Annotated in this window: 18 protein-coding genes; all 18 read right to left on the reverse strand. The window is 74.1% G+C overall.

The window, feature by feature from the left end:
* Positions 1 to 96: biotin carboxylase N-terminal domain-containing protein (locus ACWGIS_RS19815; RefSeq protein WP_279617129.1), on the reverse strand; the 96-nt coding region annotated here is incomplete at its 3' end.
* Positions 96 to 302, reverse strand: coding sequence for an acyl-CoA carboxylase subunit epsilon (locus ACWGIS_RS19820; RefSeq protein ID WP_453363735.1), 207 nt, complete (start codon positions 300 to 302; stop codon positions 96 to 98). The genes ACWGIS_RS19815 and ACWGIS_RS19820, both read right to left, overlap by 1 nt.
* Positions 299 to 1,870 (reverse strand): acyl-CoA carboxylase subunit beta, encoded by a 1,572-nt coding sequence (locus ACWGIS_RS19825; RefSeq protein ID WP_453363736.1) that lies wholly within the window; start codon positions 1,868 to 1,870, stop codon positions 299 to 301. Before ACWGIS_RS19825 ends, ACWGIS_RS19820 begins: the two co-directional genes overlap by 4 nt.
* Positions 1,867 to 2,877 carry an ACP S-malonyltransferase gene (gene fabD / locus ACWGIS_RS19830; RefSeq protein WP_453363843.1) on the reverse strand — a complete coding sequence of 337 codons (1,011 nt, stop codon included), beginning with the start codon at positions 2,875 to 2,877 and terminating at the stop codon, positions 1,867 to 1,869. Before fabD ends, ACWGIS_RS19825 begins: the two co-directional genes overlap by 4 nt.
* A gap of 71 nt (positions 2,878 to 2,948) precedes the next feature.
* On the reverse strand, positions 2,949 to 4,517 hold the full coding sequence (locus ACWGIS_RS19835) for an MFS transporter (RefSeq protein WP_453363737.1): 1,569 nt from the start codon (positions 4,515 to 4,517) through the stop codon (positions 2,949 to 2,951).
* A gap of 82 nt (positions 4,518 to 4,599) precedes the next feature.
* Positions 4,600 to 5,424: an alpha/beta fold hydrolase gene (locus ACWGIS_RS19840; protein ID WP_453363738.1), complete on the reverse strand. Its 825-nt coding sequence runs from the start codon at positions 5,422 to 5,424 to the stop codon at positions 4,600 to 4,602.
* A complete protein-coding gene (locus ACWGIS_RS19845; RefSeq protein ID WP_453363739.1) occupies positions 5,421 to 6,470 on the reverse strand; it encodes a beta-ketoacyl synthase N-terminal-like domain-containing protein in 1,050 nt (349 codons plus the stop codon). Before ACWGIS_RS19845 ends, ACWGIS_RS19840 begins: the two co-directional genes overlap by 4 nt.
* The gene (locus tag ACWGIS_RS19850; RefSeq protein WP_453363740.1) at positions 6,467 to 7,672 is read right to left on the reverse strand and encodes a beta-ketoacyl synthase N-terminal-like domain-containing protein; all 1,206 of its coding nucleotides are present in this window, start codon (positions 7,670 to 7,672) and stop codon (positions 6,467 to 6,469) included. Before ACWGIS_RS19850 ends, ACWGIS_RS19845 begins: the two co-directional genes overlap by 4 nt.
* Positions 7,672 to 8,148, reverse strand: a complete 477-nt coding sequence (locus ACWGIS_RS19855; protein ID WP_453363741.1) for a 3-hydroxyacyl-ACP dehydratase FabZ family protein — start codon at positions 8,146 to 8,148, stop codon at positions 7,672 to 7,674. The genes ACWGIS_RS19850 and ACWGIS_RS19855 overlap by 1 nt, the downstream gene beginning before the upstream one ends.
* Positions 8,141 to 8,617 (reverse strand): 3-hydroxyacyl-ACP dehydratase FabZ family protein, encoded by a 477-nt coding sequence (locus ACWGIS_RS19860; RefSeq protein ID WP_453363742.1) that lies wholly within the window; start codon positions 8,615 to 8,617, stop codon positions 8,141 to 8,143. Before ACWGIS_RS19860 ends, ACWGIS_RS19855 begins: the two co-directional genes overlap by 8 nt.
* Entirely contained in the window at positions 8,614 to 9,354 is a 741-nt protein-coding gene (gene fabG / locus ACWGIS_RS19865; RefSeq protein ID WP_453363743.1) for a 3-oxoacyl-[acyl-carrier-protein] reductase, read from the reverse strand. The genes ACWGIS_RS19860 and fabG overlap by 4 nt, the downstream gene beginning before the upstream one ends.
* Positions 9,355 to 9,393: 39 nt before the next feature.
* Positions 9,394 to 9,573, reverse strand: a complete 180-nt coding sequence (locus tag ACWGIS_RS19870; protein WP_453363744.1) for a hypothetical protein — start codon at positions 9,571 to 9,573, stop codon at positions 9,394 to 9,396.
* 7 nt (positions 9,574 to 9,580) lie between these two features.
* Complete coding sequence (locus ACWGIS_RS19875; protein WP_453363745.1) at positions 9,581 to 10,225, reverse strand: DsbA family protein; 645 nt, start codon at positions 10,223 to 10,225, stop codon at positions 9,581 to 9,583.
* Positions 10,222 to 11,991 carry an alpha/beta fold hydrolase gene (locus ACWGIS_RS19880; RefSeq protein ID WP_453363746.1) on the reverse strand — a complete coding sequence of 590 codons (1,770 nt, stop codon included), beginning with the start codon at positions 11,989 to 11,991 and terminating at the stop codon, positions 10,222 to 10,224. Before ACWGIS_RS19880 ends, ACWGIS_RS19875 begins: the two co-directional genes overlap by 4 nt.
* Positions 11,988 to 12,857 (reverse strand): beta-ketoacyl synthase N-terminal-like domain-containing protein, encoded by an 870-nt coding sequence (locus tag ACWGIS_RS19885; RefSeq protein WP_453363747.1) that lies wholly within the window; start codon positions 12,855 to 12,857, stop codon positions 11,988 to 11,990. The genes ACWGIS_RS19880 and ACWGIS_RS19885 overlap by 4 nt, the downstream gene beginning before the upstream one ends.
* Positions 12,847 to 13,989 (reverse strand): beta-ketoacyl synthase N-terminal-like domain-containing protein, encoded by a 1,143-nt coding sequence (locus ACWGIS_RS19890; RefSeq protein WP_453363748.1) that lies wholly within the window; start codon positions 13,987 to 13,989, stop codon positions 12,847 to 12,849. Before ACWGIS_RS19890 ends, ACWGIS_RS19885 begins: the two co-directional genes overlap by 11 nt.
* Entirely contained in the window at positions 13,967 to 15,139 is a 1,173-nt protein-coding gene (locus ACWGIS_RS19895; protein WP_453363749.1) for a beta-ketoacyl synthase N-terminal-like domain-containing protein, read from the reverse strand. The genes ACWGIS_RS19890 and ACWGIS_RS19895 overlap by 23 nt, the downstream gene beginning before the upstream one ends.
* Positions 15,136 to 16,341 carry a beta-ketoacyl-[acyl-carrier-protein] synthase family protein gene (locus tag ACWGIS_RS19900; RefSeq protein ID WP_453363750.1) on the reverse strand — a complete coding sequence of 402 codons (1,206 nt, stop codon included), beginning with the start codon at positions 16,339 to 16,341 and terminating at the stop codon, positions 15,136 to 15,138. The genes ACWGIS_RS19895 and ACWGIS_RS19900 overlap by 4 nt, the downstream gene beginning before the upstream one ends.
* Between the last annotated feature and the right edge of the window lie 2 nt (positions 16,342 to 16,343).

A 16,343-nucleotide genomic window follows, 5' to 3' on the forward strand; every position in this document is an offset into this window, starting at 1 on the left:
CGCGTAGACGGCCACACTCGCGATCCCGGCATCCCGGCACGCCCGGGCCACGCGGACAGCGATTTCGCCACGGTTGGCGATGAGCACCTTGCGCATTACGGAAGAGACCTCCAAGACCCGGCCTGCGCCGAGGAACGGTGAGGGGCGCGGTCCCATCCGGCCCTCACCGAACGACGCTCCGGCGCGGCCGAGGGTTCCCGGCAGACCGCCAGGAGTACGCCGACCAGGGCGGCCAGGTCCTCCGGGTCGGCGTTGCCCCGGACGAGGGTGAAGGACGGCCGGCCCGCGTTCACGGCGCTCACACCGGCGGGTTGCCGTGCTTGCGCGACGGCAGGTCGACGTGTTTCGTGCGGAGCATCTCCAGGGAGCGGATCAGCATCGAACGGGTCTCCGCGGGGTCGATGACGTCGTCGACCAGCCCCCGCTCGGCGGCGTAGTACGGGCTCATCAGCTCGCTCCGGTATTCCTTGATCTTCTGGACGCGGGTCGCCTCGGGGTCGTCGGCCGCCGCGATCTCCCTGCGGAAGATGACGTTGGCCGCGCCCTCCGCGCCCATCACCGCGATCTCGTTCGACGGCCAGGCCAGCGACAGGTCGGCCCCGATGGAACGGGAGTCCATGACGATGTAGGCGCCGCCGTACGCCTTGCGCAGGATCAGCGAGACGCGCGGGACGGTGGCGTTGCAGTACGCGTACAGCAGCTTGGCGCCGCGCCGGATGATCCCGTCGTGCTCCTGGCCGACCCCGGGCAGGAAGCCGGGCACGTCCACCAGGGTCACCAGCGGGATGTTGAACGCGTCGCAGAACTGCACGAACCGCGCCGCCTTCTCCGACGCCTCGATGTCGAGCACGCCCGCGAGGCTGCCGGGCTGGTTGGCGACGATGCCGACGACCCGGCCGTCCAGGCGGGCCAGCACGCACAGGACGTTCGTCGCCCAGCGCTCGCTGACCTCGAAGTACTCCCCGCCGTCGACGATCTCGGCGACGACCCCGCGCATGTCGTAGGAGCGGCCCGGGTCCGCCGGGACGAGGCCGGCGAGCGCCTCCGTACTGCGGTTCGCGGGGTCGTCGGACGGTTCCTCCGGCGGCAGTTCGCGGTTGTTGGACGGCAGCAGCGACAGCAGGTAGCGCACCTCCTCCAGGCACTGCTCCTCGTCGTCGTGGACGAACGCCGCCACACCGGAGGTCGCCGCGTGGACGTCGGCGCCGCCGAGCCCGTCCTGCGTCACCTGCTCGCCGGTGACCGCCTGCACCACGTCGGGCCCGGTGATGAACATCTGCGAGGTGCCGCGGACCATGAACACGAAGTCGGTCAGCGCGGGACTGTAGGCGGCGCCGCCGGCGCAGGGTCCGAGCATCACGCTGATCTGCGGGATCACGCCGGAGCAGCGGGTGTTGCGCCGGAAGATGCCGCCGTAGCCCGCGAGGGCCGTCACCCCCTCCTGGATCCGGGCGCCCGCCCCGTCGTTGAGGCTGACCAGGGGCGCGCCCGCCGACTCGGCGAGGTCCATCACCTTGTGGATCTTCTCGGCGTGCGCCTCGCCCAGGGCGCCGCCGAAGATGCGGAAGTCATGGGCGTAGACGAACACCGTGCGGCCGTGGACGGTGCCCCAGCCGGTGATCACCCCGTCGCTGTAGGGGCGCCGCTGCTCCAGGCCGAAGCCGGTCGCCCGGTGCCGGCGCAGCGCCTCGATCTCGTGGAACGAGCCCTCGTCGAGGAGCAGGTCGATGCGTTCGTGGGCGGTCAGCTTGCCCTTGGCGTGCTGGCGCTCGGTCGCCGCGGGGTCCGGGCCCTCCCGGAGCGCTCCCTTGATGCGGGCCAGTTCGGCGACGCGCTCGCCGGGGTTCCTGTTCTCCTGGACGGTGGTCATACGGCGGCTCCCGGGGTGGCGGGTTCGAGGGGGCGGCCGGTGGCCGCGGCGGCGCTCCCGGCGGTCGGCGGCACGGCGGACAGCGTCTTCGCCAGCGCGCGTTCGTCGTGCGTGGCGTGCACGGCGGCGGCCGGCACGATCCGGCGGCAGAGACCGCCGAGCACCTTGCCCGGGCCCACCTCGACGAAGGTGGTGACACCCTCCCCGGCGAGGGTGCGCACGGCCCCGGTCCACTGCACGCGGCCCGCGAGCTGGCGGCGCAGGCACCGGGCGACGTCCTCGGCGGTGGTGACGAGCCCGGCGGTGACGCCGGAGACGAACGGCACGCGCGGGGCGCGCAGTTCCACCTGGTCGAGCGCCGCCGCGAACTCCTCCTCGATGCCGCTCATCAGGCTGGAGTGGAACGGGGCGCCCACGGGCAGCGGCAGGGCCTTGACCGCTCCGGCGTCCTGCGCCTCGGCGCGGAGCCGGTCGACTGCCTCGCGCTCGCCGGACACGACGACCTGCCGGGGCTCGTTGTCGTTGGCGACCTCGACGACCTGGCCGAGTTCCAGGGTGACCCGGGCGCACAGGGCCTCCACCACGGCGAGGTCCAGGCCGAGCACGGCGGCCATCCGGCCGGGTATCCGCTCGTTGACCCCGGCCATGAGCACACCGCGACGGCGTACGAGGCGCAGCGCGTCGGTCCAGTCGAGCACGCCCGCGGCGACCAGGGCGGTGTACTCGCCGAGGCTGTGCCCGGCGACGAGGTCCGGCTCCAGCCCCTTGTCCCGCAGGACGTCGAGGGTGGCGAGGCCGGTCAGGAACACCGCGGGCTGGGTGACCGACGTGTCCCGCAGGGCCTCCTCCGGTCCCTCCCGGCACAGGGCGGACAGGGGGATGCCGAGGATGTCGTCGGCCGCCCGGTAGTAGGTGTCCAGCAAGTCGGGTCGCTCGGTGAGCAGGTGGAGTCCCATGCCCACCCGCTGCGACCCCTGGCCGGGGAAGACGAACGCGGTCCTGCCCATCACGGGTGACCCGCCTTTCTTGGTCGTCGCTGCTTCCTGGAGGGGAGTTGCACGGGATTCGGGCCGGTGTGTCACGGCCGTCCGGCGTCGGAGGCGACGGCACCGGCGACGGAGGCGCGGGCCCCGTCGGCGGGGGCCTTCGTCCCGGGGGCGGCGCGCGGCAGGTCGCGGACGAACAGCACGACGACGACGGCCGCGGCCAGCGTCACCGCGGCGGCGAACCAGGCGCCGTGGTCCAGTCCGTCGGTGATGGCCGACTGCCGCAGCGCGGCGGCCCCTTCGGGCGTCAGCGCGCCCTTGGCCGCGAGTTTCTCGGCCTCCTCCGCGGCGGAGTCGGTCTGCGTGCTCATCAGCGCGCCCATGATCGCGACGCCCACGGCGTTGCCGACCTGCCGGAACATCGTGCCGGCGCTCGCGGCCACGCCGACCTGGTCCTGCGGGGCGGCGGCGACGGTCAGTTCGGAGGAGACGGGCATGAGGATGCCCAGCGTCAGGCCGGTGACGAGCAGGCCGGGCAGCAGCCGCGTCCACGAACCGGGGTCGCCCGCGGGGTCCGTCAGCGTGAACAGGGCGATGCCCACGGCCATCAGGGCGAACGCGAACGCCATGGCACCGCGCATCCCCAGCTTCGCGGTGAGCCTGCCGCCCAGCGGGGCGCCGACGATCAGCATCAGGGTCAGCGGCAGCAGCCGTACGCCGGTCTCCAGCGCGGTCAGCCCGAGGCCGCTCTGCATGTAGATCGACAGGTAGAACATCACCGAGAACATCCCGGCGCCCAGCAGGAAGCCCGCGGTGACGCTGCCGCCGAAGGAGGGCCGCCGGAACCAGGCCAGGTTCATGATCGGGGCGGCCGAGCGGGACTCCACGCCGAGGAAGGCGAGCAGCAGCAGCGCGGAGCCGCCGAACAGCGCCAGCTCGCGGCCCGAGGTCCAGCCCCAGTCCGCCCCGTTGATCAGCGCGAGGTTGAGGCAGAGCAGCGAGCCGCTGACCGTGAGCAGCCCCGCCAGGTCCAGCGGGGGCCGCCCGGGGCCGCTCTCGCGCCGGTTGTCCTTGATGCCGAGGGCCGCGACGACCACCACCAGGCCGATCGGCAGGTTCACCAGGAAGATCCACTCCCAGCCGACGTGGTCCACCAGGGCGCCGCCGATCAGCGGGCCCAGCGCGGTGGCGAGTCCGCCCACGGCGCCCCACAGCATGATGCCGAGCGCGCGCGCCCTGCCCTCGAAGGACGAGTAGACGATGGCGAGCGTCAGCGGCATGATCACCGCTCCGCCGACGCCCTGCACGACACGGCCCGCGTGCAGCGTGGTGATGTGCGACCAGCCGAAGGGCGCCAGTTCCCCGGCGGCGCCGCAGACCAGCGAGCCGGCGAGGAAGACCGTCACGCCGATGACGTAGATCCTGCGCTGCCCGTAGAGGTCGCCGAGCCGTCCGGCCGTGACGATGAAGACCGCGAGGGCCAGCATGTACGCGTTGGCCACCCACTCCAGGTCGGAGAAGGAGGCGTCCAGTTCGGTGCCCATGGTGGGCAGCGCCACCGTGACCACGGTGACGTCGAGCAGCGCGATGAACAGGCCGAGCAGGGCGGCCACCATCGTCAGGGCCGGTTTCCCGGACCGGTGTGCGGGATGCGTCGGCACAGCGGGTCAGCTCCTTCGTTGCGGGTGCGTGGTGCGGCGGGTGCGGGCGGGGTGCGGCGGGTGCGGGCCGGGTGCGGCGGGTTCAGGCGGCGGTGCGCCGGGCCCCCGCCGTCCGGTCGAGGAAGGCGAGGACGAGCCGGGCCACCTCGTCCGGCTGGTCCGAGTGACAGAAGTGCGTCAGACGGGGGTCGAGGTGGAACTCGGCGGCGGGCATGTCGGCCTTCAGCGCGTCGGCCCGTTCGCCCGCGAGACCGGTGTCGTGCGGGCTGCCGATGACCAGGGTGGGGATGTCGACGTGCGCCAGGGCCAGTTCGGTGGCCGCGCTGTACTGGTCGAACAGGGCCAGGAACGCCTGCGGCCCCATGCCCTCCAGCATCTTGCGGGCCATGCCGTTGAAGATCTCCGGGTCCATCGTCTGCGCCCGCGCGCCCAGCCGGGTGCGCAGCCCCATCGTCATGACGGTGGCGAAGTCCTCGCGGAAGGAGTCGAACATCTGCCAGTCGGCGGGCTGCGACGGCGGCCAGTAGAACGGCGAGAGCAGGACCAGGGCGTCGAGTCCGGGCCGCACGCCCGTCGCCAGCCACTGAAGCACCGCGTTGGCGCCCAGCGAGTGCGCGACCAGGACGGAGACCGGCTCCGGCACCAGGTTCAGTCCCGCCTCCACCCACTGGGCGGTGGAACCCCGGCTGCGCCAGCGGTAGGTGCCGCCCGTGCGCCACGGCAGGTCCAGGGGGTAGCCGCGCAGCCGGCCGGCGAGCAGACCGGCCAGCGGGGTCCACGAGTTCCAGGCGTCCTCCAGGCCGTGCACGAACGCGGCGGCGGGCGGGGTCCCGAAGCGGTGCACGGCCAGGTCCTCGCCGAGCACGGTGGTCTCGCCGACCGGGTCCGGCCGGGGCCCGCGGCTCATCCCGTGCCGCCTTCCCGGGCGACCCGCAGGGCGACCAGGTGGCCCTGCGGTCCGAGCGTCAGGAACGCCACGTCCCCGGCGCCCTCGGCGGCGGCCGGGCGGGCCAGGTGCTGGGCCAGCGCCAGGAGGCCGGTGACTCCGGCCTGGGCGCCGCCCCGGACGACCGTCACCGCGTCGGACGCCCCGTGCCGGGCCGCCCAGCGCGCGCCGGCCTCCGCGGTCCGCTCCCCCGCGTCGGTCAGCGGGACGTGCAGGCGGATCGCCGCGGGCGGCGGGGCGCCGAGCCGGTCGAGGACCGTCCCCAGCACCCGCTCGGCGTCGCGCGGGGCGCCGGGCAGCACCCGGCGCGCCCCGCCGGTCAGCCGGCCGTGGACCACGGCGCCGCGGCGCAGGGCCGCCCCGGCCGGTTCCAGGTGGAGCAGGCAGGCGCCCGCCACGTCGGCGTCCGGTCCGCACAGGGCGCCCGCCCCGGCGGGCGGCAGTCCCTCGATGCCGCCGGTGAGCACCGCGTCCGCCCGTCCCGCGAGCATGGCCCGCGCGCCGAGGAGGACCGACTCGTAGCCGGCGGTCAGCAGGTTGACCAGCGTCACGTTGAACGCCTTGAGGCCGTAGGACAGGGAGACCTGGCTCACGGGCACGTTGATCGCGAAGTTCGGGCACTCGACGGGACTGATCCCGGAGACGCCCTCCTCCAGCAGCGCCCGGTCGATGCGGTCCACGATCTCGTCGACGGCGAAGTTGGTGCCGAGGGCGACCCCGGTGCGTTCCCGAGCCGGCGCGCCCATGGCGTCGGGGCCGGGGAGCGCGAGACGGGCCGCCGCCAGGGCGAGCTGGGTGGCCCGGGGCAGCAGCCGCCAGCCCCGCCTGCCGAGGAACTCGGCCGGGTGGAAGCCGTCCAGTTCACGCGTCCGCGGGTGCCCTGCGGTCGCCTCGCCGGAGGCGCCCGTCACGGTGGGTGCCGCGGCCAGCTCCTTGGCGCCGATGCCGAGCGTGCTGATCGGGCCGATGCCGGTGACGGCCACCTGGCCGGTGCTGTCGGGGCTCATGCGACCGCCTCCCGGCCCGCGCCGGCCACCGGACTGCCGATGGCCACGGAGATGTTGTTGCCGCCGAAGGCGTAGGCGTTGACCAGGACGGTGCCCGGTGCCGCCGCCTCGGGGGTGCCGCGCACGACGCGCAGCCCGCACGCGGGATCGAGGCGGCGCAGGGTGCCGACCGGGGGGACGAGCCCGTGCCGGACCACGAGCGCGGCGGCCAGGCAGCCGAACGCGCCGGCCGCTCCCCCGCTGTGCCCGAGGGACGCCTTGACGGCGGTCACCGGCACCTCGGGGGCCCGGGCGCCCAGGACACGGGCGGTGACGCCGCTCTCCACGGCGTCGTTCGCGGGCGTCCCGGTGCCGTGGCACAGGACCGCGCCGATGTCCCCGGAGTCCATCCCGCCGCGCACGAGGGCGTCATGGACCGCGCGCACGGCCTGGGTGCCCTGCGGGTCGGGCGCGGTGACGTGGAAGGCGTCGCAGCTCCAGCCGGAGCTGAGCACCCGGGCGTACGCGCTCCGGCCGCGGGCCGCCGCGCGGGCGGCGGACTCCAGCACCAGGAACGCGGCGCCCTCCCCGTACACGGTGCCCGCCCGGTCGGCGTCGAAGGGACGGCAGTGCAGCGGGTCGCCGGCGCCCAGCCGCAGGAAGGCGCCGACCGCCGGCCGGGAGATCGCCTCGGTGCCGCCGACCAGGACGGTGTCCGCCTCGCCGTCGGTGATCATGTCGGCGCCCATGGCGACGGCGTAGGCACCGGCCGCGCACGCGGTGGACACGGTCACCCCCGGCCCGTACAGGCCGAGCCGCTCGGACAGCAACCCGGCGGTGCCGTACGGGAACCAGCTGTCCCCGTCCGGCTCGCGCCGGCCGTCCCGGCACGCCTCCTGCACGTCGCTGTCCCCGTTGCCCGTGGCCACGCAGACCCCGACGCCGTCGAGCTCCTCGGGGCCGCCGGCGCCGAGACCGGCGTCGGCCAGCGCGTCCCGGGCCGCCGCGAGGGCGAAACCGCTCGCCCGGCCCGCCCACCCGGGGAGACCGGAGGCGGGCGGGTCCTCGGCCCGGTAGGCGAGGGAGCCGGGCATCGCCGCGCCGGGGAAGCCGAGCGGGCTCACCGGCACGTCGCCGCGCAGCAGGCCCGCCCAGAACCGTTCGACGCCCCGGCCCAGCGGCGAGACGACCCCGAGCCCGGTGATGACCACATCGGTGTCCATCAGGCCGCGCCCCAGGTCAGCTCGTCGGCCGGACGCAGCACCGCGATGGCGTAGCCGATCTCGGCGACCAGGTCGTCGCCGACGTAGGACTCGCCGCTCATGATGACGCTGCTGCCCGAGTACTGGTCGACCCGCACGACGTGCCGCAGCGTGTCCCCGGGGAACACCTCGCGGTGGAAGGTCATGTCGCGGGAGGCGGCCAGGATCGGTGACCCGGCGCGCTCGCCACGCTCGTCGACCCGCCGCATCCACAGGATGGCGCCGCCCTGCCCCCAGGACTCCATGAGCAGCGAGGGCGGGTAGGCGAAGGCCCGGCGGGGCGCTCCGGGGGCCAGACCCGCGTAGCAGGGCTCGCTCCCCGTGACCGCCTTCAGGGTGACGATCCGGTCGTAGGGCTCCCACTCCACGACCCGGTCGACCAGGAGCATCGGATACGCGTGCGGGATCACCCCGCGGATGTCGGCGTACTCAAGCATCCCGGCCTCCCGGCAGGTCGTCCGCGTCCGCGGTGGTCCGGAAGGTCATCCTGATCAGCGCCGCCTTGGCGCCGCCGTTGGTGCACCGGGCCTCGACCGCGAGCACGCCCGCGCCCTCGGGCCGGCACACGCAGTGCACCTCCAGGGTGTCCCCGGGGGCGAGCGCGCTGGTGAAGCGCACCGACCGGATGGCGGCGGGCCGCGCCCAGGCGTCCGCGCCCGAGGTGTGCCGCACCAGGTGCAGCACCGCCTCGCAGACCGACTCGACGATGAAGGCGCCCGGGTAGACGGTGAAGTCCGGGTAGTGGCCCTCCAGGTACGGTTCGTCGGCCGCGATCAGCTTCCGTACGGTGACCTCGGCGGGCGAGTGGACCGTCACCGTGTCGGCCGGGTCGACCGAGGTGGCCCGTCGCCTGGGCCCCGTCACGGTTGTCCGCTCGGCCGCGGCGACCGCGGCCGGGCTGCTCACAGCGCGACTCCGCCGTCGATCTGGATGACCTCGCCCGTGATGTACGCGGCCCGGTCGGACACCAGGAACGACACCAGGTCGGCCACCTCGTCCGCGCCGCCGTACCGCTTCAGCGGGATGGACTTGAGGGCCTGCTCGCGCACCTTCTCCGGCAGCGCCTCGGTCATGTCCGTCTCGATGAAGCCGGGCGCGACGACGTTGACGCGGATGCCGTACGCCGCGACCTCCTTGGCCAGGGACAGGCTCATCCCCTGGATGCCGGCCTTGGACGCCGAGTAGTTGCTCTGCGTGGCGTGGCCGTAGACCCCGGAGATGGACGACATGTTGACGATGACGCCCTTCTTGCGCTTCATGAAGCCGAAGCCCACCGAGCGGCAGAAGTTGAAGGTGCCCGTCAGGTTCGTGTCGATGACGGTGTGCCAGTCCTCGACCGGCATCAGCACCATCGGGTTGTCCCGCACGACACCCGCGGAGTTCACCAGGACGGAGACCGGGCCCAGGCGCTTGGCCGCTGCGCCCACGAACTCCTGCACGGCGTCGAAGTCCGCGACGTCGCACGGTGCGTGGTGGACCTGGGCCCCTTTGTCCCGCACCAGCTTCTCGGTCTCGGCGGCCGCCTCGGTGCCGCTGCGGTAGCAGAAGGCGATGTCGTACCCGTCCGCGGCGAGCTGGACGGCGACGGCACGGCCGATGCCGCGCGATCCTCCGGTGACGATGGCCACTTGACGTTCGGTCACTGCACTGCCCTTCTGAGTCGGTGGGGCGGGGGCACGGCGTCAGCCGCAGCCGCCCGCGGTGTCCTGGTCCATCGAGCCGAGCCGCTCCCGCAGTTCGCGCGGGACGCCGAGCAGCGGGTCCTCGCCCCACTCGGTGTCCACCAGCGGGTACGCGGTGGCCGGTGCCGGGTCGCTCGCGGCGGCCGTCGTACGGGTCGTGCGGGTCGTCGTCGTGGTCATCGGTGCCTCATCCCTTGGCGGTCGTGCCGGCCAGCGCCTCGTCCAGCGCGGCCAGGAAGTCGTCGAGCCGGTCGAGGCCCCAGAAGCGGTGCCGGCCGACCTTGAAGTACGGGACGCCGAAGACGTCGTCCTCGTAGATGCGCATGAGGGCGCGTACACCCTGCTCGCGGATGTGCGGCTCGTCGGGGGCGCCGACCAGCGCCGGGCCGTCGAGCCCCGCTTCCTCGCAGACCCGCAGCAGCGTCGCGGGGTCGCAGATGTTCTCGCCGCGCTCCCAGCGGGCCGCCATCACCGCGTCGTAGTAGGCGCGTTCCACGCCCAGCTCGCCCGCCTTGAACCAGGCCAGGTGCGGCAGGTCCCACCACTCGTCGCCCTTGTCGATGGGCCACTTCATGGCGTAGCCGTACTTCGCGGCCAGGCGCTTGGTGTCGTTGAGGATGTACAGGTGCTTGGCCTTGCTCATGGCCACGTAGTGGAATTCGCCGCCCGCGGCCTCCAGGGCGGCCGCGCTGCGCGTGTCCGGCTCGGAGAAGGGCACGAACTCGACGAGCTCCCGGGCGTTCGGCAGCGTCTCCTCAAGCCGCCGCAACGCCATCCAGCTGAAGGGGCTGCGCAGGGAGAAGTACAGCCGCGGGGGCCGGCGCGGACTCATGCGGCACCTCCGCGCAGCGCCGTCTGCACCTGCTCGTCCAGGACGGCGACGGTGCCGGCCAGCTCGCCGCGGCTGATCGCGTAGCCGTGCATGATCGTGGCGGTCGCGGCGCGCTCCAGGCGGTCGCCGCGGCGGACGTAGCAGTCCATGCGCGCGGTGTACATGGTGTCGCGCAGGATCTCGTCCACCCGGAAGACGGTGTGGACGGTCTCCTCCATCCAGATGTCGCCGAGCAGCTGCACCCGCGCCCGGGACACCACGGGGATCCAGCCGCGCTCCTCCAGGAGCCGCCCGATCGCCAGGTCCCGCGCGTGCAGGTAGCGGTCCACGACCTCCTCCAGCGTGCGGATGTACGCGGAGTGCTGGAGGCGGTCGGAGAAGTGGCAGTAGTAGTAGGGGGCCCGCCAGTCCCACAGGTAGGCGCCGGAGCCCTCGGGCGCCAGCACGTCGGCGACCTCCTGGCCGTCGGCGATCGGCAGGCTCCCGGCTGCGCTGTTGTGCAGCGCGGCCACCTCGGGGACGACGTACGGCTCCAGGAAGGCCGGGACCGGCTCCGAGCCCGAGCCGTCCTTGACGGTGACGAGGGCGGCGCGGACCTTGCCCTTGAGCACGGTGACCGTGCGGCCCTCGCGCTCCACGGTCAGCGACACGGTGAACGGCGCGCCCTGGCCGGGCTTCGGCTTGGCGGAGACCACGGTGGCGTACACCTGTTCGCCGACCTCCAGGGCCACCGGCAGCTGCACCGAGGAGTCGACGATCTCCAGGCCGAGACCGTAGGTGTGGTAGAGCGTCCTGGCGTCCACGCCGCGGTCCGCGAAGTACTGCAGGACGGCTTCCTCGGCCAGGTACATGAAGTGCTTGAAGCCGATCCACGTACGGATGTTGGCGCCTTCGTAGCGCGGCTGGCCCACGTAGCTGGTGGGCTCGCCGTCGAGCAGTTCGGGCACGACAGGGTCTCCTTCGGTGGTGTGCGGGGTCGGTGCGAGGGCGGTGGCGAGGAACGCGGCGGTCTCCCGGCTCATCCGCTCGGTCTGCGCGACGTGGCAGAAGTGCCCGTAGGCGGGGTGCAGGCGGACGGTCGCCGCGGGCATGTCCCGGTCGAGGGCGGCGGCCCGCATGGGCGTCAGCGACTCGTCGCGGGTGCCGGCCAGCACGAGCGTCGGCACGGTGACGCGGGTCAGGTCGAGCAGCCCGGACTGCGCGAACTCCTCGTAGAACACCGGGAATCCGCCCGGCACGGCCCGGTCGAGAAGCTTGCGCACCATCAGGCGGCGCACCTCGGGGTCCAGGGCCTCGCCGCGCGCGCCGAGTCCCAGCCGCAGCCCCTCCACGATCACCTTGCGCAGGGCGGCGAGCGAGCGGGTGCGCAGCTCGGGCGTGAGCGGGAAGTCGGCGGGCCGGTAGAAGGGGGCGGCCAGGACCGCCGCCTCGATGCCGGGCCGCACGTCCCCGCCGGACAGGTACTCCAGGATGGCGTTGGCCCCGAAGGAGTGGCCGAGGAGCGCGACGGGCGGTTCCGGCACCAGTTCCAGCGCGCGGGCCAGCCACTGCCCCGGCGAGCCCTCGGGCCGCCAGGCGTAGGAGTTGCCGCCGTGCCAGGGGAGCTGGAGCGCGTAGGGCCGGTGGCCGGGGAGCCGGCCGGCGAGGGCGCGCCAGCACCCCCAGGAGTCCTCGATGCCGTGGGCGGCCACCAGCGCGGGACCCTCGCCGGGCCCGCGCCAGACCTCCAGGCCGTCCCGCTCGGCCACCTTCGTCCAGGTGCTCACGCCGGGGCCTCCGCCCGTTGTACGAGGGTGAGGTGCGTGCCCGCCCAGCCGTCCTCCGCGTCCCCGCAGCCCACGGCGACCGGGGTGCCGGCCGGGCCGGCGGCGGTGAGACGGGCGGCGGCCACGGCGAGCCGGACGACACCGGCGGCCCCGTAGAAGTCCCCGGGTTCCGCGTGGAAGGGGGTGGCCGGCGAGGCGTCCCGTACGACGGGGCCGATCCGCAGCCCGGTCGCCGCCGGCCACGCGCCCGGCAGCCCCAGCAGCAGGCAGCCGGCGGCGGCGGTCAGCGGGGCGGGCGTGCCCGCGCGCAGCGCCGCGAGCCGTACCGCCACCGGGTCGGCGGGCTCCACGCCCACCACGACCGCGCGCCGCGCCCGCCCGGCTCGCACCAGCCGTGAGGCGAGGGCGACCGCGTCGAGTCCGGCGGTGGCGCCGCTGCACACGGCCAGGTTGGGCCCGGTGAAGCCGTACCGGATGGCCACCGTGCTCGCGATCACGTTGCTCGACGCGTTGGGCGCGTCCAGCACGCTGACCACGGAGCCCGAGCGCTCGCGCATGTCGCCGAGGACCGTGCACACGGTCTCCACGTTGCCGAGGTTCGAGGCGACCACCACGGCGGTGCCCGCGGCGTCCGGGACCGGCCCGGCGAGGGGTCCCGGCGGCAGTCCGAGGGCCCGGTGGACCGCGCACAGCGCCAGCCGCGTCGACGGCTCCTTGCCGAGGAGTCCCTTGCGGCCGAGCACCTCCTTGGCGTCCTCGGGCCGGCAGGCCGGTGTCTCCGGCGAGCCGGGCAGGTCCGCCGCGGACAGTCCGGGCACGTGCACGGACCAGCCGTCGAGGGCGAGTTCGCGGGTGTCAGTGGTCATCGGGGGCCTCCACGACCGTCACGGCGTTCACTCCGCCGAAGCCGAACGCGTTCACCTGCGCCAGCCGGGCCCGCGAGGCCCGCGGCTGCCCGTACACGAGGTCGAGCTTCTCGGCCTCGGCGTCGGGCCTGCGCAGACCGGCCGTGGGCGGTACGACACCGGTGCGCAGCGCGTCCACGGCGACGAGCAGGCTCATCAGGGCGGCGCCGCCCGAGGTGTGCCCGACGGCACCCTTGATGCCGGTGACGGGCGGGCCGTCGGTACCGAAGACCTCCAGCAGGGCCCCGGCCTCGGTCGGGTCGTTCAGGGCGGTCGAGGTCCCGTGGGCGAGGACCAGGCCGATGTCGTCCGGGGTGACACCGGCGCGCTCGTGCGCGTCCCGCATCGTCGCGACGATCCCGGCCCGGTCGGGGGCGGTCTCGTGGTGGGCGTCGCAGCCGAGGCCGACGCCGTGCACGAGCGCCGACGGCCGCCTGCCCCCGGTGAGTGCGTCCGCCCGTTCGAGGACGACGGCGACCGCGCCCTCGCCGAGCAGCACTCCGTCGCGGTCGGCGTCGAAGGGCCGGACCATGTCGGCCCTGACCGAGCCCACCCGGCCGATCATGGTGAGCATGCTCTCGGTCATGGTGTCGCAGCCGGCCGCGACCACCGCGTCGGCCTCGCCGAGTTCGAGCATGTCCGCGGCCAGGGCCAGCGCGTAGCCCGAGGCGGCGCAGGCGTTGGCGATCGTGTGCACCTCGGTGACGTCCGGGGCGACGGAGCGCACCGCCTCCGCGAAGTGCAGCTCGGCCAGGCGCAGCGGGGCACCGTCGGCGTACCACTGCTCCACCGCCCGCAGCTCCCGCAGGCCGGTGCCGACGAGGACCGCGACCCGGCGTCGCGCCGGGTCCACGCCCGCCTCCTCCAGCGCCCGCGCCACACAGCGGGCGAGCCACCGGCCGGCCAGCCGGGGCAGGCCGGGCGGAGTCTCCTCCTCGTCGTCGATCGAGTAGGCGTTGGCGACGTTGAGCTTCTCCGGGTCGCCGCAGCGCAGCGGGGAGACGCCGGTACGGCCCTCCCGCAGTGCCCGGAGCGTCTCGTCGCGATCGCCCAGGCACGTGATCATCGCGCTACCCGTGATGGCGGTCGGCACGGCTCCACCCCCTGACCACGGCGGCTCCGGCCGCGCCGTCACCGCCGAGGGTGGTGATCACGGAGATGTCGCCGTCGCGCGCGGGCTCGGCCCGGTGCCGGGCGATCAGCGCCGCCAGCTGGAACGCCCCGGAGGCGCTGAACGCCTCCCCGGTCACGTCCTTGACGCGCAGCCGCTCGGGTCCGGCGCCGAGGACCGCCGCGACGGCCGCGTCCTCCGCGTCGTCGAAGCGGGGCATGCCGCTGGTCGCCGTGGCCACCGCCGACACCTGGGACGCCTCGACCCCGGCCCGCTCCAGGGCGCGGGCCAGACAGGCGGTCAGACCGGCGACGAAGGTGCCGTCGGTGCCCGGCGGGTCGTACACGCCGGTCTCCACGGCGAGCACCTCCGCGTCGGGCCGGCGTCCCGCGGCACGTACCGCCTCGGCGCTCTCCACGACGAACACCGCCGCGCCCTCGCCCGGCGGCAGTTCACCGCCGTCGGTGGACTGCGCGTAGTGCACCGCCCAGGCCGACTGGGGGCTGAACTCCTCGACGCAGCCCGCCAGAAGGGCGTCCGCGTAGCCGCAGCTGATGAGGTTGCGGCTGTAGCGCAGCACGTTGAGCATGGCCAGCGGGCCGCCCGCGATGGTGGCGTTGACCCCCTGGAGCCCGTACCGGATCGCCGCCTGGCCCGCCGCGCAGTTCATCACCGCGTTGGGGAACAGCAGCGGGTTGACCAGGTAGGGCCGGTCCTGCACGAACGTGTCACGGCTGTAGTCGCTGGTGGACTTGGCGCTGCCCGCGGTGGTGCCCAGGGTGATGCCGATGCGCGCCCGGTTGCCGTCGCCGACCTCCAGGCCGGTGTCGGCGAGGGCGGCCTGGCAGGCGACCATGCCGAGCGAGGTGCTGCGGTCGAAGAAGGAGGTCCCCTTGCGGCCGAGGAAGTCGCGGACCTTGAAGTCCACCAGCGCGTGGGCGTCCCCGCGCGGCAGCGGGTCCTCGAACATCCCGGACACGTCCGCCGTGGCGGACCGTCCCGCCGTGAGGGCGCCCACCAGGGCCTCGGTCCCGATGCCGGCGCCGGACAGCACGCCGAGACCGGTGATGGCCAGGACGGCCGGGGTGGTGGGCGGGGTGGTGGCGGACAGCTCGGCTGCCGTCGCCGTCATGAGTACCTCCCGAGCATGACGATGGCGTTGTTGCCACCGAACGCGAAGCCGTTCACCTGGGCGATGCGCACGTCCGCGGGCCGTGCGGTGTTGGGAACGGGGTCGATCAGGGGCATGGCGGGGTCGGGGGTGCTGTAGTTGATGGTCGGCGGCAGGAACGAGCCCGTGATGCCGAGCACCGACGCGATCGCGCCGAGGCCGCTCGCGGCGCCCATGGTGTGGCCGAGCATCGACTTGGTGGAGCTGATCGGCGGCGGGCTGTCCCCGAAGACGTCGACCACCGCCCCGGCCTCCACCTGGTCGTTCGCCGGGGTGCCGGTGCCGTGGGCGCAGATGTAGTCCACGTCCGCCGCGTCGACCCCTGCGTTGCGGTGGGCCAGGCGCATGCACTCGGCGATGCTGTCCCGGTTCGGCGCCACCATGTGGTTGGCGTCGCAGTTGACGCCGTAGCCGAGCACCTCGGCGTGGATGCGGGCGCCGCGGGCCTGCGCGGACTCCAGGCTCTCCAGGAACATGGCCGCGCCGCCCTCGCCGGTGATGATCCCGGACCGGTTCTTGTCGAAGGGCGAGCACGCCTTCTCGGTGAGGGCGCCGAGCCGGTAGAACCCTGCGTGCGACCAGCGGCCGACCGAGTCCGCGCCGCCGGCGATCATGTAGTCGGCCTCGCCCGTCCTGATCAGGTCGTAGGCGTAGCCGAGGGCGTAGTTGCTGGCCGAGCAGGCGGTGGAGAGCGTGACGGCGTCGCCGGTCAGCCGCAGCTCCCGGTTCACCGCCTGGGAGAGGCGGGCGCTGGACACCTGGCGGACCAGGTTGGCGTCCAGTCCCTCGACGCCGGCCCGCAGGGCGTCGCCGGTGAGCCGTTCGAGCACCTGCGACTCGCCGCCGGTGGTGCCCATGCTCGACCCGGCCCGGGAGCCGGCCAGTTCCTCCTCGTCGATCCCGGCGTCCGCGACCGCGAGACGGGCCGCGGACGCCGCGAACAGACTGGTGCGGCCCCACTCGTCGACAGACAGTCGCCGGACCATCTCCTCCGGCCGGAAGTCGTGCACCTCGCCGGCCATGAAGTAGGGGAATCCGCTGGAGTCGAAGCAGGCGATCGGGGAGACCCCGTTGACGCCCGCCCGCAGCGACTCGCCGTAGGCGGACGCTCCAATACCGATGCTCGACACGGGCCCGAGGCCGGTGATGACTACCCGTCGCATGG

Source organism: Streptomyces sp. NPDC054842, assembly GCF_053611025.1.

Coding starts and splice junctions, on each gene's coding strand:
- ACWGIS_RS19825 (WP_453363736.1), bottom strand. CDS start 1,870: ATGACCACCGTCCAGGAGAACAGGAACCCCGGCGAGCGCGTCGCCGAA.
- fabD (WP_453363843.1), bottom strand. CDS start 2,877: ATGGGCAGGACCGCGTTCGTCTTCCCCGGCCAGGGGTCGCAGCGGGTG.
- ACWGIS_RS19840 (WP_453363738.1), bottom strand. CDS start 5,424: ATGAGCCGCGGGCCCCGGCCGGACCCGGTCGGCGAGACCACCGTGCTC.
- ACWGIS_RS19845 (WP_453363739.1), bottom strand. CDS start 6,470: ATGAGCCCCGACAGCACCGGCCAGGTGGCCGTCACCGGCATCGGCCCG.
- ACWGIS_RS19850 (WP_453363740.1), bottom strand. CDS start 7,672: ATGGACACCGATGTGGTCATCACCGGGCTCGGGGTCGTCTCGCCGCTG.
- ACWGIS_RS19855 (WP_453363741.1), bottom strand. CDS start 8,148: ATGCTTGAGTACGCCGACATCCGCGGGGTGATCCCGCACGCGTATCCG.
- ACWGIS_RS19870 (WP_453363744.1), bottom strand. CDS start 9,573: ATGACCACGACGACGACCCGCACGACCCGTACGACGGCCGCCGCGAGC.
- ACWGIS_RS19875 (WP_453363745.1), bottom strand. CDS start 10,225: ATGAGTCCGCGCCGGCCCCCGCGGCTGTACTTCTCCCTGCGCAGCCCC.
- ACWGIS_RS19885 (WP_453363747.1), bottom strand. CDS start 12,857: ATGACCACTGACACCCGCGAACTCGCCCTCGACGGCTGGTCCGTGCAC.
- ACWGIS_RS19895 (WP_453363749.1), bottom strand. CDS start 15,139: ATGACGGCGACGGCAGCCGAGCTGTCCGCCACCACCCCGCCCACCACC.
- ACWGIS_RS19900 (WP_453363750.1), bottom strand. CDS start 16,341: ATGCGACGGGTAGTCATCACCGGCCTCGGGCCCGTGTCGAGCATCGGT.